Consider the following 23,676-nt stretch of genomic DNA (forward strand, 5'->3'; position numbering starts at 1 on the left):
AGGCTTTCCTGTCGATAATCGGTCAGCAGCAGTGCTCGCCCCGCCAGGCTTCGCGCCCTTCTTTGATCGCGACAGCGGCGATCACCAGCGCGACGAGCGGGTCCGCCCACGACCAGCCGAACAGGGAGTTGAGCAGCAGTCCCACCAGCAGCACGCCGGACAGGTAGGTGCACAGCAGGGTCTGCTTGGAATCGGCCACCGCGCTGGCCGAGCCGAGTTCGCGACCGGCGCGCCGCTGGGCGTAGGACAGGAACGGCATGACCGCCAATGACACGGCCGCCAGCACGATCCCGACAGTGGAATGCCCGGCGGACTCCGCGCCCAGCAGGCTCCGCACGGATTCGACGGTGACGTAGAGCGCCAGCGCGAAGAACGACACCGCGATCACCTTCAACGCGGTCCGCTCGCGCGCCTCGGGGTCGCGGCCGGAGAACTGCCACGCCACCGCGGCGGCCGAGGCGACCTCGATGACCGAGTCCAGCCCGAACCCGATCAACGCGGTGGACGATGCCACCGACCCCGCGGAAATCGCGACGATCGCCTCGATGACGTTGTAGGTGATCGTCGCAGCGACCAGCAGCCGCACCCGATGGGACAACACCGCACGCCGTTGCGCATCCACCAGGGCCGAGCCGGTCTTGGTGGTGGCAGCCGGCGCGCAACAGCCGTCGGCGCAGCCGTCCTGTTCTGCGTCCGAGGTCGTTGACAACAGGTCGAGCGGACGGCCGGTGTCCTTGCTCACTTGCCCACCTCCACGGCGCGCGCCGCTGGCTTGTCGTCGTCGACGCAGGGCTGTTCGGTGTCCACCGCGAGCACGACCTGCACCAGTTCGCTCAATGCGCGGGCCAGGTGCGCGTCGGCCAGCGCGTAGCGGACCTGGCGGCCCTCGTAGGTGGCCACAACCAGCCCGCACCCGCGCAGGCAGGACAGGTGGTTGGACACGTTGGAGCGGGTCAGCCCGAGCTGCGTGGCGAGTTGGCCGGGGTAGTTCACCCCGTCCAGCAGCGCCACCAGGATCCGGCAGCGGGTCGGGTCGGCCAGCGCCCGGCCCAGGCGGGCCAGCGCCGACTCCCGCGTCTCACACGTCAGCATGAGCAGAACAGTACAGCGGGGGCTGATATGACAGCAAGAGCTGAACAGTTCGCTCGTGCCAGACGGGATCGGCTGCTCGTCGGTTTCTGTCTACTCCGCGCTGGTGGCCGCGCATCTGGGTCTTGATGATGGTGGCTTGGTCGCCGGTGGTTGACCTTGGTGACGCGCAGGTGGTCGGCGAGGAATTCGGCGGGGCCGGCGACGGCTCCGGCGGTGAGGTCGCTGTGCCCGCCGAGGTACTTGGTGGCGGAGTGGATGACCAGGTCCGCGTCGTGGTGCAGCGGGTTCTGGTTGACCGGGGTGGCGAAGGTGTTGTGCGAGCTGGGCGGCGGTACCGAGTCCCACGGCGAGCGCGACGTTCTCGGTGCCGCTTGCAGACCGTGTTGCTGCCCGCCGCCGTACACCACCGGTTCCAGGGAGACGCCGGAGCGCACGTACAGGGCGGCGATGCCTTTGGGCGCGTACATCTTGTGCGTCGACGCCGGGTGCCCCGATCGCGGCGCGGGGACGGCGGGGTCGACCGGCGTGGTGGCGTTGTAGTCGAGATAGATCGGCCCCTCGGCGAGTCCACTGAGGACAGTCATGAGGCGCTTTCCTCCGACGCGGTGATGTGCTTGGAGCGATCGGGTTTCGGGTGCGTCTCGTACATCCGGACCGCGACGATGACGCCAGAGACAGCCGTGAGCGCGGCGACGACCCAGACCGCGGCACGCAGCCCCCACAGGTCGGCGACGATGCCGGCGAGCACGGCGCCGACCGCGAACCCGCCGTCGCGCCACAGCCGGTACACACCAACCGCGCGGGCACGCCACGCCGGGTGGGCGACGTCGCCGATCGTGGCCAGCAGCGTCGGGTAGACCATGGCGGTGCCGGCGCCGAGGAACACGGCGGCCACCAGCCACAGGGCGAAGGTGTCCGACAGGGCAACCAGGGCGAGCGCGGCAGCCTGGGTGAGCATGCCCGCGGTGATGAGGTGTTTGCGTCCCCAGTGGTCCGACAGCGGCCCGGTGACCAACTGGCCCAGCCCCCACACCGCGGGATAGGCCGCGGCGAGGATGCCGATATGCGACACCGAGAGCCCGGCGGCGGCGAACAGGATCGGGAACAGTCCCCAGGCCAGGCCGTCGTTGAGGTTGTTGACCATCCCGGCTTGGCTGGCCGCCGACAAGGCGGGCTCATGCAGGCTCGTGTGGCCGAAGACCTGACGGTTGGTCAACTCGGCGTGCAGGTGGTCGTGTCGGCCGTCGCCGCGGGCGGTGTGCCGGGTGGCTTCCAGGCGAGCGTGCTCACGAGTCTCGCGCACCACGAACCCGGACAGCCCGAGAGCCAGCACGACATAGGACGCCCCGAGCAGGAACGGCGCGGGCCGCAGTCCGTAATGGGCAGCGAGGTAGCCGGTTGCCAAGGCGGTGACGGCGAGGGCCGTGTAGCCGGCGGCTTCGTTCAGCCCCATCGCCAGGCCGCGGCGGGCGGGGCCGGCGAGGTCGATCTTCATGATCACCGTCGTGGACCAGGTCAAGCCCTGGTTGATCCCCAGCAGCACGTTGGCGGCCACGACCCAACCCCACGAGGGCGCCCAGATCAGCATCACGGGGATCGGGATCGCGACGAGCCACCCGGCGAGCAGCACGGGCTTGCGGCCGAACCGATCCGACCAGGTGCCGGCGAAGTAGTTGGTGGCGGCCTTGGTGGCGCCGAAGGCCAGCACGTAGGTCAGCAGGAAGGTGTAGCCGGTCAGGTGGAAAGTCTGCTCGGCCAGCAGCGGCAGCACAGTGCGTTCCTGCCCGAGCACGCCACCGACCAGGGCGTTGACCGCGACGAGCAGGCTGAACTGGGCGAGGTTGGCGCGGATGCCCAGCCGCAGGTCCGCGCCGACGCGGGTCACTGCCCGGTCTCCAGGTTTCGGCCGGTCGCTGTGGCCCAGTCTTCGGGGCCGCCGGTCAGCACGGCGAGATCACGATGGCCGGCTTGTTCGAGCAGGCTGGCCGCGCCCATCGCGCGCTCCCCGTGGCCGCACATGACCACCAGCGGTTCGCCGGGTACCTCGTCGGCGCGGTCGGGAAGGTCACCGAGTTCGAGGTGGAGCGCGGCGGGCAGGTGCCCGGCGGCGAACTCGGGGGTCTGCCGGATATCGAGCACCCGGCCGTCGACTTGGTCGGGGCCGACCAGGCGGGTGCTGGTGGTGGGATGGCCGGCGGCGGTCCAGGCGTCGATGCCGCCGGTGAGTTCCCCGGCGAGGTCGGTGTAACCGATCTTCGTTGCCTGCCAAGCGATCTCCGCCCGATCCTGCCCGGAGCCGCGCACGATGATCAGCGGCCGATCGTGCGGGGCGAGCCATCCGAGCCAGGAGGCGAACACCGGCCGCAACGGGATGGACAACGCGCCCGGCACATGCGCGCCGGCGAACTCCGTCACGGGCCGGACGTCCACAAGCCGGGCACCCTCGGCGAGCATCGCCCGCACAGTGGCGGCGTCCAGCCCGGCCAGGGCCGGGTCTTCGTTGAGGACAGCAGGTCCGCGGCGGTTGATCTCGCCCAGCCGCCGGAAGTAGGGCGGGTAAGTGCCCAACGAGCCGAGCAGCGCGGCGACGAAGCCGTCTTCGTCTTCCCTCTGCAGCAACGGATTCGTGGACTTCTCCCGGCCGATGGTGCTGACCCGTTCGGTACCGGGCGGGGCCGAGCAGAACGAGCCGGCGCCGTGCGTCGGCCACACGGCCACGTCGTCCGGCAGTTCCGCGAGCCGCCGGAGCGAGGCGTACTGGGCGCGAGCCAACGCCTCGGTCTGTTCCGGGGAGACAAGGTCGGTCCGGGCCGCAGAGCCCACGAGCAGGGAACCGCCCGTGAACACCCCGACCGGACGGTCACCGTCCAGCAGCAGGAACGACAAATGCTCCTGGGTATGGCCGGGTGTGCCCAACGCGCGCAGCCGCAAGCCACCGAGGTCGACCTCGTCGCCGTCGCGCAAGCCGCTGTGGGTGAACTCGCGGTGCCCGGCCGCCGAGGCCAGCACCCGCGTGCCCTCGGTCGCCGACAGCTGTCGGGCTCCGGACAGGAAGTCCGCGTGCAGGTGCGTGTCGGCGGCGAACGCGACCGTCAGCCCCCGGCGTCGCGCGGCAGCGGACGAGGCGCGCAGGTCGAGGCTCACGTCGACCACCATCGCCCGACCGTCGCCGAGATCGACCAGGTAGGCGGAGTTGCCCAGCCCCTCGTCGACGAGAGGAACCACTTCGACCGTGTTCACCGGCACCTCCTCGCCCCTGCTCCCACCGGGGCCGCAGCCCCGGCCGCCCCTTGTTCTACACTATTCCACAGATGATTGGAGAAACATGGGTGACCGGGACGCGAAGACCGCGTTGTTCGACCTGTTCGCCCAAGTCGGCAAGGCAATGGGCAGCGGCAAGCGCCTGGAACTGCTCGACCTGCTGGCCCAGGGCGAGCGCACGGTCGAGGCGCTGGCGCGGGCCGCGGACCTCGGGCTGACCACCGCTTCGGCACATCTCCAGACCCTGAAGCGGGCAAGCTTGGTGGCCACCCGCCGCGACGGCACCAAGATCTACTACCGGCTCGCCGGCGCCGACGTCGCCGCCCTGTACGCGCTGGTGCGCACGGTGGCCGGCGAGCACCTGGCCGAGGTGCCGGCTGCCCGTTCCGCTTACCTCGGACCGGACACCGACCACGTCAGCCGCGAGGAATTGCTGCGCCGCGTCGACTCGGGGCAGGCCACCGTGCTCGATGTGCGCCCCGCCGAGGAATTCGCCGCCGGGCACATCCCCGGCGCCGTGTCGATTCCCCTGGAGGAGCTCGCGGCCCGGCTGGCCGAACTCCCACCCGACCAGGAGATCGTCGCCTACTGCCGCGGCGCCTACTGCGTGCTCGCCCACGACGCCGTCCGCCTGCTCACCGCCCACGGACGCCCGGCCCGGCGGCTGGCCGACGGGATGCTGGAATGGCGCCTGGCCGACCTACCCATCGCCACCTGACGACGCAGAGCAGGAGCCACCCGGCTCAGTCGGCTGGTTTGCGCGCGGCGACGCGTTCTACGGTGCCGACCTTGAGGCGTTCGGTCCGCTCCACGACGAACCCAGCTTCCTTGACGAGCGGCAGCGGGCGGCGGGTCTGGTAATCGCCCAGCATCCGCACGGTGAACCTCTCCAGCAGTCGCTGCCCCACCAGATCAGCTTGTGGTAACTGCCGACGTGATCGAGCAGCAGCAACCGCCCACCGGGACGCAACACCCGGTGCATCTCCCAAGATCCGCGGCGCGCCAGCTCCAGCATCGCCGGACTGAATTCGAGAAGGCGTTCGAGCTGGCCGCGCGCCTGGCGGAGGCGATGCGCCTGGCCCTGACCGAGCGCGGGCTCACCGCCAACCGCGCCGAGGTGATTTACCTGCTCGCCAGCGAGGGCACCCTCGTCCAACGCGAACTGGCGCACGCACTGGGCTGCAGTCTCCGCCACGTCACCGGCCTGATCGACACCTTGCAACACGACGGACTCGTCGAACGGCGCCCGCACCCCTCCGACCGCCGCGCGATCTCCGTCGTACTGACCGGGCAAGGGGCCGACACCGCCAGCTGGATGGCCGACCGACGCCACGACTCCGCGCGGGCCACCCTCGGCGACCTGCCAGCCGCCGACCTGGCCGCGTTCATGCGCGTGGCCGATCGCATCCTGCATCGCGTCACCGTGCCACGAGGGGAGAACGGTCCGTGACCGTGCTGGATGTGGCCGCGGTCGGTGGTGGGCAGGCCGGACTGACCCTCGGCATTGGCCTTCGAGATTCTCGACGCGGCCCCGGGTATCGGGCAGGTGTGGCGCAACCGATGGGACTCGCTGCGACTGTTCACCCCGGGGCAGTACGCCAGCCTCCCCGGACTTCCGTTCCCCGCACCGCGCGACACCTACCCCACCAAAGACCAGGTGGCCGACTACCTCGCCTCTTACGCGGGTACCTTCGACCTACCGGCCCGCGTCACCGCGCTGGACCGCGGCCCTGACCACGACAACTATCTGCTTACCGCCGGCAGCACAACGGTCCACGCCCGCAGCGTGGTCGTGGCCACCGGCCCGTTCCAACCCCGGAGATCCCCGCGCTGTCCACCGGGCTCGCCCACCAGGTGACCCAGCTGCACAGCTCGTCCCCCAACGCCCGCTCGGGCACGACCTCCCAAACCATCATCGGTCTGACCACCCGAGACCTTCGCCGAGCCGGCACCACCCTCCGGCCACGCCTGACCGGCACGCACGACAACCACGCCATGTTCGCCAGGTCCGCGGCCGCTGATTCAGCCACGCCGGCTGCCCGGTTCGCGAGGACACTGAGAGCATGGATCGGCAGGCGGTGCACGAGGAGATGGAACGGGCGCGGGCGAGCTTCCATGAGTTGCTCAACGGCGCGTCCGATGCCGATCTCCGTCGACGGTCCGATGGCACCCGGTGGAACAACAAGCAACTGCTGTTCCACATGCTGCTCGGATACCTGCTCGTGCGGGCTCTCCGCGGACTGGTCGTGACCTTCGACCGGCTGCCCGCCGCCGCGAATAGGCGCTTCGCACAGTTGCTCAACGCGGTGACCGTGCCCTTCGACGTGGTGAACTATGCGGGCGCCTGGCTGGCGGGCTCGGTGTTGCCCCGACGGATCCTCAACGCCCTCTTCGACCGGACCATCGCCGCCTTGCAGCGACGCTTGAATGCCGAGACCGAGGCAGAGCTCTCCCGGGCGATGCAGTTCCCCACCCGCTGGGATCCGTTCTTCCGCGAGAAAATGATCCTCGCGGACGTCTACCACTTCCCGACCCAGCACTTCGACTTCCACCGGGATCAGTTGACACTCAGCCAGGGCTGAGGAGCCGATCCAACCTCCGTCGGTCTCTCGCTGGAACCTGCATGGCTGCCTCGGGTTGACCGCACAACTCACTTCGAGTGACGGCGGTCTGAGACAAGCGCACCTGCAGACGCGCCGTTCTCTCCTAAGTCGTCAAACGACGGGAAAAACCCAGGCATCGCCCACTACCGATTAGGAAGAGCTAGTGGTGATCGTGTCTCGCGATCACGCGTTGGCCGGACGGGACACCGCCAAGATCAGCGGCCTGGTCGACGAGCCGTTCATCACCTTCCATCGCGGCGCCAGCACCCACCAGGCGTTGCTCGACGCCTTCGCCGCGATCGACCGCGTCCCGCAGGCGAGCTTCGAAAGCGCTGACCTGTCCGCGGCATTCGCGCTCGTCAAGCGCCGGTTGGGAGTGGCTCTCGTGCCACGATCGGTCGCCGAACTAGACCCCCTGGTCAGCCACGTCTCGCTCGTGCCCTCCCAAGCCCAGACCGCCTTCAGCCGCCTCGCTCGCAGCTTGCTGACTCGCTGACGAAGTCCGCCACTCTCGGCGGCTTCGAAGCTGCCCGCCGACCGAGCTCGCAACACCGACCGGCCGCGCACACTGGCCACCGACTTCCGCGCCGCTCAATACCCGGCCCCGTAACCGAAAGAACCTTACCCAGACAGGTGAGCACCCTGGGACAGTTTTGGGTGACCCGTTTTCAAACGGGGTCACGGCTGCCCCACAAGAGACAAATTTCCGGCATAGCCAAAAAAAGCCCGACCTACGTAAACTCGCAGGTCGGGCGATCTTGAGAACTGTGGAAGTGTCGAGAGTACGTTCCAACCCTGCCCCCGATCGTAAAGTTCCTGGTCAGCGGGCTGTCCGCAGGAGCGTCGGTGGTCGAGCAGGGGCCGCAATCTGTCACGCCCGGCCCGGTGCCGGGCACTCGGCAAGCGCAGAAGCGGCTCGACCCGGCCTCGGTCGAAACGACCGACCACGCCGTCGACCGCATCGCCGGCGAGGTCGGATTCGGCTCAGCGACAGCGTTTCGGGACCGGTTCAAGCGCGTCGTCGGTACGACGCCGAAGTCCTATCGCGCCGCGTTCCGCGCCGGCTAGCTGGCGGAGCCCGGGTCAGGTCATGTCGACGACGAACCGGTAGCGGACGTCGCCTCGTTCCAGCCGATCCAGAGCAGTGTTGATCGCGGTGGCGGGAACGAGCTCGATCTGGGCGGTAATGCTGTGTTTCGCGCTGAAGTCGAGCATGTCGCGGACCAGGCGAGTGCCCTCGCCGCTGCCTCCGGTCAGCCGCTTGGCGCCGTACAGCAGGCTCGTCGGCTCGACCCGCCAGTCCTCGGGTGGGATGCCGAGCGTGCACAGGGTGCCGTCGAGTTTGAGGGCGCGGAGGTAGCCGTTGATGTCGTGCGGCACGCCGACGGTGTCGAGGATCAGATCGCAGCGCCACTTCGCCGCGTCGAGGTGCGCGGAGTCGGTGGACAGGATCGTTTCGTCCGCACCCAGTTCGAGCGCCTCGGCCGCCTTGGCGGCCGAGGTGGTGAAGGCGATGACGTGGGCCCCCAGTGCGTGGGCGAACTTCACCCCGAGGTGGCCGAGACCGCCGATCCCCACGATGCCGACCGTCTTGCCCGGACCCGCCTGCCAGTGCCGCAACGGACCGAACATGGTGGCGCCCGCGCACAACAGCGGCGCCGCGCCGGCCGGGTCGAGTCCGGGCGGCAGGTGGTAGACGAACGCCTCGCGGGCGACGTACTCGCTGGAGAAACCGCCCTGGGTCAGGGTTCCGTCCACGCGGTCGATGCCGCCGTAGGTGACGGTCGGGTACGCGAAACACCAGTTCTCGCGGTGCTCGACGCAGGCGGGACAGGTCCCGCAGGAGTCCACAACGTTGCCGACGGCGACGCGGTCGCCTGCCTTGAAGCCAGTGACGGCCGTGCCTACGGTGGTGACGGTTCCGGTCATCTCGTGGCCGGGCACGAGCGGCATGGCCGCGGCATCGCCGTGGCGGACGGCGTGCAGGTCCGAGCCACAGATGCCGGTGTACTCGATCCGTACGGCGACGTCATCCTCACGCAGGTCGCGGCGCGGAAAGGCCCACGGGGCCAGTGCCGCCCCGGGTTCGTTGACGGCCCAACCAGTGGTCTGTCGCATGCCGTTCACGCCGTCCACATCTCGCTCACGCGCTGCGCCGCCCCCAGCGCCTGACGCAGACCTGCTTCGAAGGCGGGCTGGACGTTGGCGCGAACCATGTAGTTGCGCCCGCCGTCGGTGACGTCCAGGAACTCCGGGCCGGGTTCGATCAGCTCGACCTGGCTACCGGCCGCGCGCCGCTCCTCGAGTTCCGCGGCCACCTGGGCGGCCATGGAGTCGGCCATCGGCCCGGCATCCGGTACCGGCGTGGTGACGGGAAGGCAGGACACGGCCAGGATGCGCCCGAACTCGCGCGCGAGTTCGGAATTGAGGTTGCTGTTGAGCCCACCGTCGAGGTAGCGCCGGCCATCGATGTCCACCGCCGGGAAGACCAGCGGTGCCGCGCAGCTGGACGCGACCGCCCGGAACAACGGGACGTTCGAACCGGACGCCCAGGCCTGGAAGGCGCCCGACGTGGCCTCGACGGCCGTGCAAACGAATCCGTCCGGCCACTTCTCGCCGAGGAACGAGAACTTCGGACCGAAATCGGCCTCGGCGATGGTCTCGGCCTCAAGTGCGGCCTGGCCGATCCGCCGGCGCCCCGCCTCGGGTGAGTCCTCGGCGGCTGCCTGCGCCATGATCTCGAACATCCGGCCGAATCGTTCCGGGGTCACGAACGACTCGACAGACGCCACTGCCTGATCCAGGATGCGCAGCAACTCCTGCGGATCTCCGCCCATGGTGAACGAGGCACCGGAGAGGGAACCCGCCGAGGTGCCGATCACCGTGTCGGCACCGGCGAGGTCGACCCCAGCCTCAGTCAGCCCACGCAGGAGCCCCGCCTGCCACGCGGCACCGAGAAGGCCACCCCCGCTGAGTACCACCGCACGTCGCGAACTATCGGTCATGCTTTCCCTCCAATAAGAGACCAGTGTTTCGTAATTTACATTATCGGACCAGTGGGCTCTTAAGCAAAGGGGGGTGGGTCGATAACCTTGAGCACATGGAGGCCGGATTCCAACGTGCGCGCCGACCCGAGCAGGTCGCGGAGCGGCGAACCGCGATCCTCGCCGTCGCCAGGGATCTCCTCGCCCAGCGGCGCGTCACCGAGATCAGCCTCCGCGACCTCAGCGCCGAGGTGGGCCTCGCGAAGTCGAATGTGCTGCGCTACTTCGACAGCCGGGAGGGGATCTTCCTCGAACTGCTGAAGGTCGAGTGGTCCGCCTGGCTCGAAGCCCTCGAGGAACCGCCGCCGGCGCCGAACGGCGGCTCACCGGCTGACGGGCTGGTGCCGCCGCTCGCCGTCGCCGGCACGTTGGCCCGTTCGCTGGCCGACCGGCCCCTGCTGTGCGAACTCTTCAGCAGTCTCGGTGTGGTACTGGAGCAGAACATCTCCATCGAGTACGCCCTCGAGTTCAAGACCTGGTCGCGCGAGCTCCAGCTCAAGCTCCGGAGCTGGCTGATCGACCGCCTGTCCGGACTGGACGACCGATCGGCGCTGACCTTCGCCACGGCGGTCGTGATCCTCGCCGGTAGCCTCTGGCCCTTCGCGCGCCCCTCCGACAACCTCGTGGAAGCCGCTCGGCAGCTGGGTGAACAGGACAAGGAGTCCTTTGAGGAGTATCTCCGCATGAGCCTCAGCGCCCACCTCGTCGGCACCATGGTCCTCGCGGACTCCGCACAGGGTGAAAACTCGAGTCAGGTCAATCCGCCATGACCATCGCATCGTCCTCGGTGTGCCGGCGGGTCGGGCTCTGCCACCGCCGCTCGACGATCGCGATCGCCAGCGTCAGCACGACATCGCGTAACAGCACGCCCAGCCCGATCGTGCCGAGCGACAGGTCGTCCGCCACGGTAGCGCCAGCAGCAGCACGACCACCGGCAACTTTGCGCAGGTTCACCAGGGGAGGATCCCGGACCGGTCGATGAACTGTCCGGTCGGCCCGTCCGGGCCGATCGTCGCAAGGGCGACGATGGACCTGGCACCCTCGGCGACGGTGTGCCCGAGGCCGCCCGGATGAGGGAGTTGAGCCCCGCTTTCGCGGCGCTGTACGCCACGCTTCCGATATGCGGCAGGAATCCCGCGCCCACGCTCGGCGAAAGCGACTTCCTGCAGACCTACGTCGCCTCCCAACCTGAGTGGCGCATCACTCTTCGCAGCAGCGACGACAGCAGCCCGATCCGGCGACATCGACGTGCTCGTCGTCAAGCACATGTACAGCCTGTCCCGCACAACTCGGCAACTCGCCGACTTGCTCGACGAGTTGACGTCGCTAGGTGTGCGGTTGGTCTCGGCCGCGGATCCCGGCCTCGATACCGGGTCCCCGTTCGGCCTCTTTCTCGTACGCGTGGTGAGTGCCGTTGCCGAGATCGAGTACACGGGCGCGCTCGCAGACCGGCGTGATCGCCTCCGTCACAAGACAGCGAGGTGTCATGAACAACGCCTATGCCCAACCGGAAAACGAACTACAGCAGGGCAGCCCTGTCCGCGCCAAGCGGCGGTCGGAAGCTCCTGAGCCCGACGACCGCGTAGTGATCTACCGGCGTGCGTCCTCGCCGGGACGGCGCGAGACCGAGTCCAGCGCGAGGCATGCCTGAACATGGCCAAGGAACTTGGCTTCTCGCTCATCGACCCGTATGTCGACCTGTACTTCTTCTGCCGCGGCCGGCAAAAGGGGCTGTGCCAAGCACCCCACATCAACGTCACGCTCGTCGAAGACGCGGTCGAGCGCCACTACGCCACGATTCGCTTCAGCCAGCCGTTCATCACAGAAATGCGCGACCAGGTCGATGCTGTGCTCGGCGAACAGGAAAAATCCGCACGCCTGCTGCGCAAGCAGATCACCGCACAACTCAAAGAACTCGACACAAACGAGGAAAACTTGATCGACCTCGCAGCAGACAGCACCCTCCCGCGGGCCAAGGTCAAGGAAAAGCTACTCGACATCCCACGCAAGCGCCGCCTGGAGGCTCGCCTGGACACAGCCAACGCCGACCTCACCGACAGCGCCCAACTCATCAACGCCAGCCTTGCCCTGCTCGCACAGCCCGACAAACTGTACCGACGTTGCAACGACCAGCAACGGCGTCTACTCAACCAAGCGATCTTCCACGCCCTCTACAGCGAAGACAGCGGACCGCAGCAACCAGCGCAGAGGACACAAACAAAAGGACCACCCGCAATGCAGGTGGTCCTTGCACGCCGTCAGGCGTCGCAGTCCTACTCCGTGGCCTTCATTCAGGCACTTGTTCTCGTAAGACCTCTAGGGTGGAGCTGAGGGGAATCGAACCCCTGACCTTCTCGATGCGAACGAGACGCGCTACCAACTGCGCTACAGCCCCTCGGTGAAGCTTGGAAAGCATAGCAACCGCCCGGCGGCGGGCAGCGAGGGGGGTTACTCGCCGACCGCCCGCCGGAAGGGGAGTTGGCCTGGGTCGTCCAGTTCATGGAACGCCGGGTCCTCGTCGTCCACGTCAACGACGACCGCCTGGCTGCGGAGCTGGGACGTGGGTGACGACCGGCGCTCGATGCTGACCAGTTCACGCCGCGGCTCTTCCGGTGGCTCCTCGCGCTCTTCCCTTGGCGCACGGCGCGGCATGGGACGGCGGCGTGCCCGGGCCAGCCGCGCCAGGCGCCGCTGCCGGATCTCGTCCTCGATCCGGACCTGCCGCCGCAGGTACGCGAGGTACCCGACGAGCGCGATGTCGACCACACCGTGGACCGACCACAGCATTCCCGAGACGAAACCCGCGGCAACAGCCGTCACCACGGCGAGCAACAGCAGCGCCACCACGACACGCTGCCGCACCGCGTACCTGGCGCGAGCTGCAATTTCCGCCGCTTCCGGGTCGAATCCGCCGCGGCCAGGCCTATAACGACGGCCTTCATCAGCCTCGGTGAAATCCCCGCGCGAGCGGTATGTCTCTTCGGAATCAGCCTCGGCGCGAGCCTGTCGGTACTCGCGCTCGTCCTCCTCAGGCTCCTCCGGTTCGGGATCGGCGACGTCCGGCGAGGTGTCAGCCTCATCCGTGCCGCTGCCGCTCCGAACGACACGCGCTGCGAGGGCGGCGTCCGTCGTCTGAACCACAGCCTGACGCTTCCGCGCGACCATGGGCACGAGCACGACTAGCCACGCCGCCGCAAGGGCAACAATGATCAGCGAGCTGGGCATCTCCCTCTGTCACCTCCCCCGACTCCTGCTACATACCGTCACGCTAGTCACAGGAGTAACAGATTGTGGGGAGCCACGCCGCTGCGGCGGCGAAAAGTAGCCACCGGATCCGGTGAAACGGAGCCGATGTGGTAACGCCGATCTCACACGCGTTCGGCGCGTCCCTCCTGGACGAGCCGCGCAACGAGCCCGGGCCCGGTCTCCTCGGCGGTGATGGCGAAGCACAGATGGTCCCGCCAATCTCCGGCGACATCGAGATATCGCTGGAAAAGGCCTTCTTGACGAAAGCCGGTCTTGGTGAGTACCCGGATACTCGGCTCGTTCTCCGGGCGCACGGTCGCCTCGATCCGGTGCAGCCCGGCCGGGCCGAACGCGTGGTCCACAAGCAGGGACACCGCAGCCGTCGCGACGCCGCCGTCGACCGACGTCGACGACACCCAGTAGCCGATCCAAGCGGAGCGGAGTGAGGCCCGGATCACGTTACCGAGCGTGATTTGGCCGGCGTAGTCGCCGTCGGCCGTGATCACAAACGGCAGGGATTGGCCCCGCCGCGCCAGCCCGCGCAACGCCATCCACTGCGGCGGCCACGACCAGAACCCGTTGCGATCGGCCCACGAGCCGGGCGCCGTTGGCTCCCACCGCTCGAGATGTTGCTGGTCCCGCTGCCGGATCTGGGACCAGTCCCCCGCGTCCCGCAGCCGGATCGGCCGTAGCGCGACCACGCCTGCCCGCACCTTGAGCGGCCCGAGTCGCGCCGGCCAGCCGGGATGCCGGGCTTCGAGGTCGTAAGTCCCTGCCTGCACCGGCGTATTTAACCGTTACACCCGTTGCGCGAGGAAGGTCACCCGTACCTGTTCTCCCGCGGGCACCTCGGTGAGATCCTCGTCCACGTTGATCAGACAGTTGGCCTCGGCGAGCGAAGCCAGCAGATGCGCGCCGGACGTACCGAGCGGCTGCACCAGGTACTCGCTGGTGCTCTCGTCGCGCAGCAGCTGCCCGCGCAGGAAACCCCGGCGTCCCTTGGCGGACGTGAGCGGTGAAAGCAGCCGCGCGCTCACCACGCGGCGATGGGGATTTCGCGTGCCCCGAGCTGCTCTGATCAATGGGCGGATGAGCACCTCGAACACGACGAGCGCACTCATCGGGTTGGCGGGCAACAGAAAAGTCGGCACCGAGTCCGGACCGAGACGTCCGAAACCCTGGGCGGATCCCGGGTGCATCGCCACGCGGGTCATGTCGACGTGCCCGAGATCGGACAGCGCGGCGTGTACCTCGTCGCCCGAGTTGCCGCCGGCACCACCGGCGACCACGACGACCTCGGACATCAACAGCCGGCCCTCGACCACTTCCCGCAGGCGCTTCGGCTCGCTCGACACGATCCCGACGCGGCTGACCTCCGCGCCCGCGTCACGCGCGGCCGCCGCCAGCGCATAGGAGTTCACGTCGTACACCTGGCCCACAGAGGGCGTGCGATCGATGTCGACCAGCTCATCGCCGACGGACACGATCGACACCCGCGGCCGCGGGTAGACCAGCACCTTGGACCTGCCGACCGCGGCGAGGAGCCCCACCTGTGCCGAGCCGATCGTGTCGCCCTGGCGGACCGCGACGTCGCCGATCTGCACGTCCTCCCCGGTGCGGCGGACATATCCGGCCGACGGCACCGAGCGGTGCACCGTGACGTTGGCCGGATGCCCATCGGTGAACGCGGTCGGCACGACGGCGTCGGCCAGTGTCGGCAGCGGCGCGCCGGTCACGACGCGGACAGCCTGGCCAGGCTGCAACCGACGCGGCTGACGTGAGCCGGCCGGAATCTCACCGACCACGGGTAGCTGCACCGGCTCGTCCTCGACCGGGCGCACATCCACGCTACGCACCGCATACCCATCCACGGCAGCCTGGTCGAAACCGGGCAGGGCGTGTTCCGCGACGACCTCTTCGGCGCAGAGCAACCCCTGCGCCTCGGAGATCGCGACGCGCACCGGACGCGGGCGCACTGCCGAGTCCAGCACGAGCGCGATCTGCTCGTCGACGGGACGGAACTCCTGATCAGCGGGCTCGGGCGGCTCCGGGATGGGAGGGGTCATCAGCCTTCGTTCTCGATTCGCTCGGCGAGCCAGGTGCGCAGCGACGGGCCGTAGTCGGGATGGTCGAGCGCGAAGTCCACCGCGGCCCGCAGGAACCCGCCGGGGGTGCCCAGGTCATGCCGACCGCCCCGGTGCACCACGATATGTACCGGGTGCCCCTCTTCGATCAGCAGTGCCACCGCGTCGGTGAGCTGGAGTTCGCCGCCCGAACCGGGCTTGATCCGCCGCAACGCGTCGAAGATCGCCCGGTCAAGGAGATAACGGCCGGCCGCCGCGTAGGTCGAAGGCGCGTCTTCGGGCTTCGGCTTCTCCACCATTCCGTGCACACGCTTGACGTCTTCGTCCTCCGTCTCGGTGACGTCAAACACGCCATAGGGTGAGATCTGCTCCTTCGGGATATCGAACGCGCAGAGCACGCTGCCCCCGTGTTTCCCCCGGACCTCCGCCATTCGCTCGAGGACGCCTGTCGGCAACACGAGATCGTCGGGCAGCAGGACCGCGACGGCACGGTCCTCATCGGTCAGGTTCGGCTCCGCTTGCGCGACGGCATGTCCGAGGCCGAGCGCCTCTTCCTGGATCGCGACCTCGACGTCGAGCAGCCCCGGCCCCCGGCGCACCTTTTCCAGCAACGCGGTCTTGCCCTTGCGTTCGAGGTTGTCCTCGAGCTCCGGCGCGGACCGGAAGTAGTTGACGACCGCTTCCTTGCCGGGCGAGGTCACGATCACCAGACGTTTCGCACCGGCCTGCGCCGCTTCCGCGGCGACCATCTCGATGCCCGGCGTGTCGACCACCGGCAGCAGCTCTTTGGGGACCGATTTCGTCGCAGGTAGGAAGCGTGTCCCGAGCCCTGCGGCGGGGACGATCGCGGTGCGGAAGGAACTGTCGTGGAAGGCGCCCGTCATGGAGGTAAAGCCTAACCTGCAGATATGGGTGACGGGCGGAATGGCGAGCTGGGCAAGACGGAGTGGCGGGCCCGGTTGAAGGCCGCTCGCCGGGACCTTTCCCAGGCCGAGCGCGTGTCGGAGGCCAGCGCGCTGGTCAACTCGGTCGCCTCGATGTCCTTGCCGGACACCGTGTGTTGCTACGTCCCCTTCGGCACCGAGCCGGGTTCATTCGCGTGGCTCGACGTCATCCGCAGCACGGGTGCACGCGTGCTGCTACCGGTGATCCCAGCAGGCGCCGCCGCACTCGACTGGGCGGAATACACCGGTCCGCAAACGCTTTCACCAGGCCGCGTCCGGGGAATTCTTGAGCCTTCCGGCCCCCGGCTCGGGCCGGCGGCGTTGCGCGACGCCGGCCTCGTGCTGGTGCCCGCACTGGCCGTCGACCGCAGCGGCGCACGCCTCGGTCGCGGCGCGGGGCACTACGACCGTTCCCTGGTGCATGCCGCCGACGACGCGGCTCTCATCGCGGTGGTCCGGGACACGGAACTCGTCGAGCGGCTGCCCGCCGAAGCGCATGATATCCGGATGACGGGGGCCCTGACTCCGCGGCAGGGGCTAGTTCCGCTGCCGATTCCGTGACTGGTGAGCAATATCTCACGCCGTTCGGATCGTCGATGCGGCGACGGAGCAAACAAGCAGGCCATCGACACCGGGGGCGCGGCTGATCACCGAGGGACGCGGGGTCTCGGTTCGAGTCTGTGAAAACCCCGTTTGACCTGCGTGGGAATGGGCCAGTATCGTTCAGCGTTAGCACTCTCGCGGATCGAGTGCCAATGCGCGAAGGAGCACCAGTGCCCACGTACCAGTACGCCTGCAAGGAGTGCGGCCACCAGTTCGAGGTCGTGCAGTCGTTCTCCGACGCCAGCCTGACCGAGTGCCCGCAGTGCACCGGCCCGCTGCGTAAGCTTTACGGCGCCGTCGGCGTGATCTTCAAGGGCAGCGGCTTCTACCGCACCGACTCGCGGTCCGACTCGAAGTCCTCGTCCGGGTCGAGCAAGTCCTCGTCTTCGTCGTCGGCGAGCGGTTCCAACGGCGACAGCGGTTCGAGCGGCAATGGGTCCAGCAGCAACGGGTCGAGCAGCAAGTCCGACTCGTCGTCCGGCTCTTCTTCGTCGTCTTCGTCGAGCACTTCGTCCACCAAAGCTGCGGCAGCCTCCTGACTTATCCACAGGCACCCAGTTGTCCACAGGTGCCTGAATTTTTTCTGTTCTTCCCAGCGGGTGCACTCCTAACGTCGAGGTGTCGGCGGCGAACCAGCGCCGCCGCACCGAAGCCCACGGAGTGTGCTCGCTATGCGTTTTCCGCTGTCTTCCTTACGTGACCGCCTGCGTTCTCTGGTGCGCAGTAAGCGCTTTCTCCTCGCCCGGCGGGCGTTGGCCGTAGCCCTGCTCCTCGTTGCGGCAGTCCTTGCGACGCGGCCTGCCTCCGCGCCCCCAACGTCGGCCGAGCCCGCGCGAGCACGAGCGAGTCCCACTGCGCCCGCAGGGTTGTCCACAGTTCCCGTGCACCTGGCGGACGCCAGCGTGGCGGAGTTGCTCGCGCCCGGTACCCGAGTGGACGTTGTCGCCACCGACAATGGTTACGCGGCAAGGGAAGTCCTGGCGAGCATGGCCACTGTCGTCGACATCCGCCCGCCGCCGGACGGTGGCAGCAGGTTCATGGGCAGCGAGTCCAAGGGGCCGCTGGTGCTGATCGCCGTACCCACCGATATCGCGACACAAGTGGCGGCAGTGTCACTACGGAATCCAGTAGCAGTTACCCTCCGTTAGCCAGATCCGGTGAGGAAGGAGTACACATGCTGAAGGGCTTCAAAGATTTTCTGATGCGCGGCAACGTCGTCGACCTCGCTGTCGCGGTCGTCATCGGTACTGCGTTCACGGCGATCGTCACGGCATTCACCAACGGTTTGATCAAGCCGCTGATCAACACCATCGGCGGCACCGAGGCTGCGAAAGGCCTGGGGTTCAATGTCTTGAGCGACAATGACTCCACGTTCCTCGACTTCGGTGGCGTCATCAATTCCGCGATCAACTTCGTATTGATCGCCGGCGTCGTGTACTTCGCGATCGTGCTGCCGGTTCAGAAGATCCAGGAGCGCCGGAAGAAGGGCAAGGAGGCGGGTCCCTCGGAGCCAACAGACGTCGAACTACTCATCGAGATCCGGGACCTGTTGCGTGAGCAGTCGGGCCGCGAACGAAGTGAGGAGAGCGTCGGGTCGTAACCCGGCCAAGCCACCGCGGTGTGGCTAACCCCGCCGCAGCACCGTGGCCGCGCACGCCACGGCAACATGCCCGCAGACCGCAACTGCAACGTGGCCGCCCACGAAGCCGCAACCGCGGCTCAGCGGACGCGCAAACGACCCGTCAGCCCCCTCCCGGTGGGGGTTCGTGCCGTGCGACCGCCTCGGCCATACATGCGGGCCCGTACCGGTGCGCCCACACGCGCAGTCGCCCGGCCGCGATGGCGAGGGGTACCGGTCCAACGACCGCAGCTAGCTCTACTGCGTGGGGCTACCGGTCGTGGTGTGGAGGGCGGTTCTCGCGGTACCAGGCCTCGCGGTCGCTGCTCGGTGACGCTGGTTCGCGCTCGTCGGAGGTGGTCTCCGGCAGGACGTCCCCGAAGATCGCGTCCAGCTCGCGGCGGTCGCGTTTCGGGGCGGGTCGCTCCGGGCGATGGCTGTCGTCGCCGGGCAAGGGTCAGGACTCTCCGACGCCGGAGAGTTCGTCGATGACGTGCGGCACCAGCGAGGACAGCGTCGCCATGCCGTCACGCACCGCCGCGCGGGAGCCGGCCAGGTTGACCACGAGGGTGCTACCGGACACGCCGACCAAGCCCCGCGAAATCCCCGCGTCGACCGCGCCTGCCGCCAAGCCGGAGGAGCGCAGTGCCTCGCCGATACCGGGGATCGGACGGTCCAGCACACCGGCTGTCGCGTCGGGAGTGACGTCACGGGGCGACACGCCGGTGCCGCCGACAGTGATCACCAAGTCGACGCCACCGATGACCGCGGTGTTGAGCGCATTGCGGATCGCGACGGTGTCCGCGTGCACGACAACCACGCCGTCCACGATGAACCCGGCTTCCTCCAGTAGCTCCGTGACCAAGGGCCCGGAGGTGTCGTCGTGCTCACCATGTGCCGCGCGGTCGTCGACAATCACGACAAGGGCCCGGCCAAGCCGCTGTGCACTGCGTTCCATGGAAGACACGTTAGCCCGTTGTTACCCAAGCCTGACGGCCACGTCCAGCTACCGACAGCGCCACCCCCGACGACACTTGGGTTCGCCCAATCGGCCACCGCAAGGCGCCCAAAACCCCACCTGGCAGACGCCCAAGTACCGCTGCCGGGGGATTCCACAGTCGACAGCGCGCGAATGCGCGGGGCTGGCGCAGACCGGGTCCCACTGCGGCTGACACTAGGGCCGGCGCGGGGTGCGTGGGCGCGGGGGAACAGGCTTACCTGGGCGCCGGAAACGGAATGCGCCAACCACCGGCCACGCGCCTGCCGGGTGCGAAAACGCGGCGGCTACCGGGCCACGCGCCTGGCAGGGCCGGGCCACGCGCCTCGGGTGCGGCCCACTCGCTTGGGGGCGGGCCACTCGGCGGGGATGCGTGGCGGCCATGTGCCTCCAGGAACAGCGGAATGCGGCGGGCGCCAGGGAAAAGCTGCATGCGGAGGTGCCGGGCCACGCGCCTGGCGGTGTGCGGACCACGCGCCTGCGGAGATACCGGATGCGGCGCCTGCCTCGACACCGCAGACACCGGGAGGCGGCGTGTGCCACGGCCCGGCGCACAGGGCGTGCCGGGGCCCCGAAGTATGGGCCGGGGCCGGGAAGCGCGGGCCGAGACACCACGCCGCATGACGACCCGCACCCGACTGTCCTCTGTGGACAACACCGCCACATCCGCCGAGCCCGAGCCCCAGAGAGCCAGCTCGTGCCTGCGGTCACCGGCGACGCGGAAACGCCGCCTGAAAACAACGCGGCTCCCGGGCGGGGGATGCGCCGGGAGCTCGGGTTGGTCTCGACCGCACCTTGACGGCCGAGGGTTTCGACGCTCAGTTCACCTGTACCGGCTGCCCGCCGAGGGTGACCTGCACCGTGCGGTTGTCGCTCAACGTGAAAGTCACCTTGTCGTTCGGCGCGCGGGTGCGGATCGCCGCGATCAGGCCGTCCGCGTCGTTGATCACCTGGTTGTCCACTTTGGTCACCACGTCGCCGCCCTTGAGGCCGGCCTGTGCGGCGGGGCTGCCCTGCGCCACATCCTGGATCTGCGCACCACCGGACTGTGCGTCGCTGACCGTCGCGCCGATGTACGTCTGCGTCGCCTTCCCCGTATTGATGATCTCCTGCGCCGTCCGCCGCGCCTGGTTGATCGGGATCGCGAACCCGATGCCGGCGTTGGTGGCCTCGGTCTGCTGCTGGCCGAGTCCGCCCGAAGACTGCGGGCTGTAGATCGCCGAGTTGATACCGATCACCTGGCCGGCCAGATTCACCAGCGGGCCACCGGAGTTACCCGGGTTGATCGCCGCGTCGGTTTGGATCGCGCTCATCACCGTCGCCTGGTCGCCGCTGCTGCCCCCGGCACGCACCGGCCGGTGCAGCGCGCTCACGATGCCCGACGTCACCGTGCCGGTCAGCTCGAACGGCGAACCGAACGCCACCACCGACTGGCCCACCTGCATCTGATCGGAATTGCCCAGCGACACCGGAGTCAAATTCGGCACGCCCTGCACCTTGACCACGGCGACATCCGTCGTCGGATCGCGGCCCACGATCGAGGCGCCCGTCTTCGTCCCGTCCTGGAACACCGCCTGGATGGTGCCGCCGTTCGCGGCCACCTCCACCACGTGGTTGTTCGTCAGGATGTAGCCATCGGTCGAAAGCACGAACCCGGAACCCTCGCCCTGCCCCTGCCGACCCGACACCACGAGCTCGACGACGCTCGGGGAAACCTTCTGCGCCACCGATTCGACACTGCCCGCCGGCGCGGTGCTCGTCTGCTGGCTGGGCACCGGCTGGCTGAGCGCGTTATAGGAACTGCCCGCGCCCGAGTTCCCCGAGGCGAGATAACCACCGAGCCCACCGGCCGCCCCGCCCACGACCAGCGCGAGCACGGCGACCCCCGCGACCAGCCGGCCCGAACCCCGGCGTTGCTGCGGGACCGCCGGCTGCTGCGCAGGGAAAGTCGCGGTGCCGTAGGGCGCCTGCTGAGACGGCGACGTCCACGGATAGGCCTGCTGCCCGTGTCCCGCCTGCTGCCCCTGAGCCGACCACGGACTCGGCTGCTGCGCCCCACCCACCGGGGTGCCGCGCGGCGGCGTGCTGTCGTCCTGCTCCGGCGGCTGCGGCTCCGGCTGTTGCCGCTCCTGCGGGGCATCGCTGCCATGGGACGCGCTGGGGTCGTTCTCGGTCATGTCCTCACCATGCTGGTCGGTCCTGAGAGCTGGCTGAGCCCAGCCTGAGGCTCCGACATGAGTATGCCGCTAGTGCTACCGGACGGCCCGGAGACGGTCCGCGATCTGCTCCGGCGTGGCGTCATTGATCCACACCGCCATCCCGGACTCCGAACCCGCGAGGTACTTCAACTTGTCCTTGGCGCGCAGGATGGAGAACAGCTCGAGGTGCAGCCAGCCCAGCTCACGGTCGATCTGCACGGGCGCCTGGTTCCACGCCGCGATGTAGGGCAACGGCCTGTCGTACAACGCATCGCACCGACGGAGAACCTCGAGGTACACCTCGGCGAAGTCATCGCGCTCGGCTCCGCTGAGCGCCGGGATGTCCGGCACCTGACGACGGGGAACCAGCAGTACCTGAACCGGCCAGCGTGCCGCCGGCGGCACGAACGCCGTCCAGTGCGTGCTGTCCACGATGACGCGGGCGCCGGACTTCCGTTCCGCGTCGAGCACATCGCCGAGCACCGGCCGGCCGTGTTCGGCCCGGTAAGCGCGGGCGACGTCGAGCATGCGCTGCGTTTTCGGCGTGACAAAAGGATAGGCGTAGATCTGCCCGTGCGGGTGCGACAACGTCACGCCGATCTCCTCGCCCCGATTCTCGAACGGGAAGACCTGGGCCACACCCTCCAAAGTGGACATCGACTCGGTGCGATCCGCCCAGGCGTCCACCACTGTGCGGACCCGCCGCGGGCCCAACGTCGCGAAGGAACCGTTGTGATCACTGGTGAAGCACACGACATCGCACCGGCCACGCCCGGGCGCCGTCGGCACGAGACCCATCCCGTCGACGCTGCCCGACTCGCCCGTCACGTGCTGCGAGAAAGACGGGAACCGGTTCTCGAACACCACCACGTCGTAGTCGGATTCGGGAATCTCGCTGGGTTTTCCCGGTTTGGTGGGACACAGTGGACACAGGTCGGCCGGCGGCTTGTAGGTACGGGTCTGCCGGTGCGCGGCCATCGCGACCCACTCACCGCTGAGCGGGTCACGCCGGATTTCCGAACTCGCCGCGACCGACGGAAGATCACGCGTGTCGGTCGCTCTGCGCTCGTGCGGCGCCTCGTCGTAGTAGATGATCTCGCGGCCATCCGCCAGCTGCCGCACGGTCCGAATCAACTTTCCTCCGCCTCGTCCACCTCGGCGATCTTCAGCTCACCGACGTGCTCGGACAGCGTTTCCCTGGCAGCCGCCGGTAATTCGTCGTCGGTCACCACGGCGTCCGCCTCTTCGAGATCGGCGATCGTGGAGATACCGACAATCCCCCATTTCGTGTGGTCGGCGAGCACGATGAGGCTGCGTCCCGCCTCGACCAGGGCCCGGTTGGTCTCGCTCTCGTCGAGGTTCGGTGTGGTGAATCCCGGCCCGGCAGCCATCCCGTGCACACCGAGGAAAACCTGGTCCAAATGCAGCCGCCGCAGGCTGGCGACGGCGACCCCACCGACCAGCGCATCCGACGGCGTGCGGACCCCGCCGGTGAGCACCACCGTGCGCTCGGTCTGAGCTGACTCACGCAGCACGTCGGCCACCCGGATCGAGTTCGTCACGATCGTCAGGCCCGGCACCGCGTCCAGCGCACGAGCGAAGGTCCACGTCGTGGTGCCGGCGGAAATCCCGATCGCGGTGCCCGGCCGGACGAGACCGGCCGCGACCTTCGCGATCGCTTCCTTCTGTGCCTGCTGCTGTTCGGACTTCGCCTCGAAACCGGGTTCGTCCGTGCTCTTGCCGACGTTCGCCGTGGCGCCGCCGTAGACCTTTTCGACGAGACCATGACTTGCCAGCGCATCGAGGTCGCGGCGGATCGTCATGTCCGAAACACCAAGCCTGGCAACGAGATCGCTGACCCGGACGGCGCCCACCCGCCGGGCCTCCTCCAAGATCATCGCTTGCCGTTGCCGCGCCAGCACTGCCGCTCCCCATCCTCAACTACCCGCAACCACACAAAATCCTACACGATCAAACATCGGCAGG

The 23,676-nt window shown here is 68.5% G+C and carries 30 protein-coding genes, 1 tRNA gene and 2 pseudogenes; 14 read left to right on the forward strand and 19 right to left on the reverse strand.

Translation table 11 applies throughout. The features are described from left to right. Positions 1-22: 22 nt before the first annotated feature. Genes GKO32_RS25430 through GKO32_RS25450 form a run of 5 tightly spaced genes read right to left on the reverse strand, consistent with a single transcriptional unit; the run spans position 23 to position 4,332 of the window. Positions 23-709 (reverse strand): cation efflux transmembrane domain-containing protein, encoded by a 687-nt coding sequence (locus tag GKO32_RS25430; RefSeq protein ID WP_376766000.1) that lies wholly within the window; start codon positions 707-709, stop codon positions 23-25. Positions 710-738: 29 nt separating this feature from the next. Beyond that, positions 739-1,092, reverse strand: coding sequence for a Cd(II)/Pb(II)-sensing metalloregulatory transcriptional regulator CmtR (cmtR, locus tag GKO32_RS25435; protein ID WP_154759436.1), 354 nt, complete (start codon positions 1,090-1,092; stop codon positions 739-741). Beyond that, positions 1,086-1,676, reverse strand: a complete 591-nt coding sequence (locus tag GKO32_RS40630; protein WP_154759437.1) for an aminotransferase class V-fold PLP-dependent enzyme — start codon at positions 1,674-1,676, stop codon at positions 1,086-1,088. The genes cmtR and GKO32_RS40630 overlap by 7 nt, the downstream gene beginning before the upstream one ends. Continuing rightward, complete coding sequence (locus tag GKO32_RS25445; protein ID WP_312868525.1) at positions 1,673-2,977, reverse strand: MFS transporter; 1,305 nt, start codon at positions 2,975-2,977, stop codon at positions 1,673-1,675. The genes GKO32_RS40630 and GKO32_RS25445 overlap by 4 nt, the downstream gene beginning before the upstream one ends. Then, positions 2,974-4,332 carry an MBL fold metallo-hydrolase gene (locus tag GKO32_RS25450; protein ID WP_312868526.1) on the reverse strand — a complete coding sequence of 453 codons (1,359 nt, stop codon included), beginning with the start codon at positions 4,330-4,332 and terminating at the stop codon, positions 2,974-2,976. The genes GKO32_RS25445 and GKO32_RS25450 overlap by 4 nt, the downstream gene beginning before the upstream one ends. Positions 4,333-4,417: 85 nt before the next feature. Between GKO32_RS25450 and GKO32_RS25455 the strand changes: the two genes are divergently transcribed. Further along, complete coding sequence (locus GKO32_RS25455) at positions 4,418-5,071, forward strand: ArsR/SmtB family transcription factor (RefSeq protein WP_154759438.1); 654 nt, start codon at positions 4,418-4,420, stop codon at positions 5,069-5,071. Between the two features lie 25 nt (positions 5,072-5,096). Here GKO32_RS25455 and GKO32_RS25460 read toward each other — a convergent pair whose 3' ends face one another. Continuing rightward, positions 5,097-5,261 (reverse strand): hypothetical protein, encoded by a 165-nt coding sequence (locus tag GKO32_RS25460; protein WP_208024535.1) that lies wholly within the window; start codon positions 5,259-5,261, stop codon positions 5,097-5,099. A 26-nt stretch (positions 5,262-5,287) separates the two neighbouring features. Between GKO32_RS25460 and GKO32_RS25465 the strand changes: the two genes are divergently transcribed. The 5 genes and pseudogenes from GKO32_RS25465 to GKO32_RS25485 form a co-directional block, all read left to right on the forward strand. Further along, positions 5,288-5,803: a MarR family winged helix-turn-helix transcriptional regulator gene (locus GKO32_RS25465; RefSeq protein WP_208024536.1), complete on the forward strand. Its 516-nt coding sequence runs from the start codon at positions 5,288-5,290 to the stop codon at positions 5,801-5,803. Between the two features lie 54 nt (positions 5,804-5,857). Then, positions 5,858-6,211, forward strand: a complete 354-nt coding sequence (locus GKO32_RS25470; RefSeq protein ID WP_154759440.1) for an NAD(P)/FAD-dependent oxidoreductase — start codon at positions 5,858-5,860, stop codon at positions 6,209-6,211. Positions 6,212-6,416: 205 nt separating this feature from the next. Continuing rightward, positions 6,417-6,935, forward strand: a complete 519-nt coding sequence (locus GKO32_RS25475; protein ID WP_154759441.1) for a DinB family protein — start codon at positions 6,417-6,419, stop codon at positions 6,933-6,935. A 184-nt stretch (positions 6,936-7,119) separates the two neighbouring features. Beyond that, on the forward strand, positions 7,120-7,452 hold the full coding sequence (locus GKO32_RS25480; protein WP_154759442.1) for a LysR substrate-binding domain-containing protein: 333 nt from the start codon (positions 7,120-7,122) through the stop codon (positions 7,450-7,452). A 437-nt stretch (positions 7,453-7,889) separates the two neighbouring features. Continuing rightward, positions 7,890-8,024, forward strand: a pseudogene (locus GKO32_RS25485) (helix-turn-helix domain-containing protein); the annotation flags it as partial. Positions 8,025-8,039: 15 nt separating this feature from the next. Here the strand turns inward: GKO32_RS25485 and GKO32_RS25490 are convergent. Next, the gene (locus tag GKO32_RS25490; RefSeq protein ID WP_154759479.1) at positions 8,040-9,074 is read right to left on the reverse strand and encodes an NAD(P)-dependent alcohol dehydrogenase; all 1,035 of its coding nucleotides are present in this window, start codon (positions 9,072-9,074) and stop codon (positions 8,040-8,042) included. A gap of 5 nt (positions 9,075-9,079) precedes the next feature. Further along, the gene (locus tag GKO32_RS25495; RefSeq protein ID WP_154759443.1) at positions 9,080-9,961 is read right to left on the reverse strand and encodes a patatin-like phospholipase family protein; all 882 of its coding nucleotides are present in this window, start codon (positions 9,959-9,961) and stop codon (positions 9,080-9,082) included. Between the two features lie 95 nt (positions 9,962-10,056). Here GKO32_RS25495 and GKO32_RS25500 point away from each other — a divergent pair, with 95 nt between their 5' ends. Continuing rightward, positions 10,057-10,770, forward strand: coding sequence for a TetR/AcrR family transcriptional regulator (locus tag GKO32_RS25500; protein WP_154759444.1), 714 nt, complete (start codon positions 10,057-10,059; stop codon positions 10,768-10,770). Here the strand turns inward: GKO32_RS25500 and GKO32_RS25505 are convergent. Continuing rightward, a complete protein-coding gene (locus GKO32_RS25505) occupies positions 10,757-10,954 on the reverse strand; it encodes a hypothetical protein (protein ID WP_154759445.1) in 198 nt (65 codons plus the stop codon). The genes GKO32_RS25500 and GKO32_RS25505 overlap by 14 nt on opposite strands. 234 nt (positions 10,955-11,188) lie before the next feature. On the opposite strand from GKO32_RS25505, the pseudogene GKO32_RS40635 reads away from it, so the two are divergent. From GKO32_RS40635 to GKO32_RS25515, 3 genes and pseudogenes are all read left to right on the forward strand, one after another. Further along, positions 11,189-11,461: pseudogene (locus tag GKO32_RS40635) on the forward strand (recombinase family protein); the annotation flags it as partial. 25 nt (positions 11,462-11,486) lie between these two features. Further along, complete coding sequence (locus GKO32_RS39310) at positions 11,487-11,651, forward strand: hypothetical protein (RefSeq protein ID WP_246244657.1); 165 nt, start codon at positions 11,487-11,489, stop codon at positions 11,649-11,651. 2 nt (positions 11,652-11,653) lie between these two features. After that, positions 11,654-12,331: a hypothetical protein gene (locus GKO32_RS25515; protein ID WP_154759446.1), complete on the forward strand. Its 678-nt coding sequence runs from the start codon at positions 11,654-11,656 to the stop codon at positions 12,329-12,331. Here the strand turns inward: GKO32_RS25515 and GKO32_RS25520 are convergent. The 5 genes from GKO32_RS25520 to GKO32_RS25540 all read right to left on the reverse strand — a co-directional run bounded on the left by GKO32_RS25520 (position 12,323) and on the right by GKO32_RS25540 (position 16,214). Next, positions 12,323-12,395: transfer RNA gene (locus GKO32_RS25520), tRNA-Ala, on the reverse strand. The two genes, GKO32_RS25515 and GKO32_RS25520, sit on opposite strands and share 9 nt — an antisense overlap. 53 nt (positions 12,396-12,448) lie before the next feature. Further along, positions 12,449-13,225: a divisome protein SepX/GlpR gene (sepX, locus tag GKO32_RS25525; RefSeq protein ID WP_154759447.1), complete on the reverse strand. Its 777-nt coding sequence runs from the start codon at positions 13,223-13,225 to the stop codon at positions 12,449-12,451. Between the two features lie 143 nt (positions 13,226-13,368). Then, positions 13,369-14,028: a GNAT family N-acetyltransferase gene (locus GKO32_RS25530; RefSeq protein ID WP_312868527.1), complete on the reverse strand. Its 660-nt coding sequence runs from the start codon at positions 14,026-14,028 to the stop codon at positions 13,369-13,371. 15 nt (positions 14,029-14,043) lie between these two features. Beyond that, positions 14,044-15,312: a molybdotransferase-like divisome protein Glp gene (gene glp / locus GKO32_RS25535; RefSeq protein WP_154759448.1), complete on the reverse strand. Its 1,269-nt coding sequence runs from the start codon at positions 15,310-15,312 to the stop codon at positions 14,044-14,046. Next, positions 15,312-16,214: a UTP--glucose-1-phosphate uridylyltransferase gene (locus tag GKO32_RS25540; protein ID WP_154759449.1), complete on the reverse strand. Its 903-nt coding sequence runs from the start codon at positions 16,212-16,214 to the stop codon at positions 15,312-15,314. Before GKO32_RS25540 ends, glp begins: the two co-directional genes overlap by 1 nt. A 24-nt stretch (positions 16,215-16,238) precedes the next feature. Between GKO32_RS25540 and GKO32_RS25545 the strand changes: the two genes are divergently transcribed. The 4 genes from GKO32_RS25545 to mscL all read left to right on the forward strand — a co-directional run bounded on the left by GKO32_RS25545 (position 16,239) and on the right by mscL (position 18,477). Further along, a complete protein-coding gene (locus tag GKO32_RS25545; protein WP_154759450.1) occupies positions 16,239-16,835 on the forward strand; it encodes a 5-formyltetrahydrofolate cyclo-ligase in 597 nt (198 codons plus the stop codon). A 212-nt stretch (positions 16,836-17,047) separates the two neighbouring features. After that, entirely contained in the window at positions 17,048-17,416 is a 369-nt protein-coding gene (locus tag GKO32_RS25550) for an FmdB family zinc ribbon protein (RefSeq protein WP_312868528.1), read from the forward strand. 342 nt (positions 17,417-17,758) lie between these two features. Then, positions 17,759-18,025, forward strand: coding sequence for a hypothetical protein (locus GKO32_RS39315; protein ID WP_246244660.1), 267 nt, complete (start codon positions 17,759-17,761; stop codon positions 18,023-18,025). Positions 18,026-18,051: 26 nt separating this feature from the next. Beyond that, positions 18,052-18,477: a large-conductance mechanosensitive channel protein MscL gene (mscL, locus tag GKO32_RS25560; protein ID WP_154759453.1), complete on the forward strand. Its 426-nt coding sequence runs from the start codon at positions 18,052-18,054 to the stop codon at positions 18,475-18,477. A gap of 289 nt (positions 18,478-18,766) precedes the next feature. Here mscL and GKO32_RS25565 read toward each other — a convergent pair whose 3' ends face one another. The 5 genes from GKO32_RS25565 to GKO32_RS25585 all read right to left on the reverse strand — a co-directional run bounded on the left by GKO32_RS25565 (position 18,767) and on the right by GKO32_RS25585 (position 23,588). After that, a complete protein-coding gene (locus tag GKO32_RS25565; protein WP_154759454.1) occupies positions 18,767-18,949 on the reverse strand; it encodes a hypothetical protein in 183 nt (60 codons plus the stop codon). 3 nt (positions 18,950-18,952) lie between these two features. Then, complete coding sequence (locus GKO32_RS25570) at positions 18,953-19,453, reverse strand: MogA/MoaB family molybdenum cofactor biosynthesis protein (RefSeq protein ID WP_154759455.1); 501 nt, start codon at positions 19,451-19,453, stop codon at positions 18,953-18,955. 857 nt (positions 19,454-20,310) lie between these two features. After that, a complete protein-coding gene (locus tag GKO32_RS25575) occupies positions 20,311-21,669 on the reverse strand; it encodes a S1C family serine protease (protein WP_154759456.1) in 1,359 nt (452 codons plus the stop codon). Between the two features lie 75 nt (positions 21,670-21,744). Next, positions 21,745-22,824, reverse strand: coding sequence for a galactose-1-phosphate uridylyltransferase (galT, locus tag GKO32_RS25580; protein ID WP_154759457.1), 1,080 nt, complete (start codon positions 22,822-22,824; stop codon positions 21,745-21,747). Continuing rightward, entirely contained in the window at positions 22,821-23,588 is a 768-nt protein-coding gene (locus GKO32_RS25585; protein ID WP_154759458.1) for a DeoR/GlpR family DNA-binding transcription regulator, read from the reverse strand. The genes galT and GKO32_RS25585 overlap by 4 nt, the downstream gene beginning before the upstream one ends. Positions 23,589-23,676 lie beyond the last annotated feature (88 nt).

This window comes from Amycolatopsis pithecellobii, assembly GCF_009707865.1.
GTDB lineage: Bacteria > Actinomycetota > Actinomycetes > Mycobacteriales > Pseudonocardiaceae > Amycolatopsis_E > Amycolatopsis_E pithecellobii.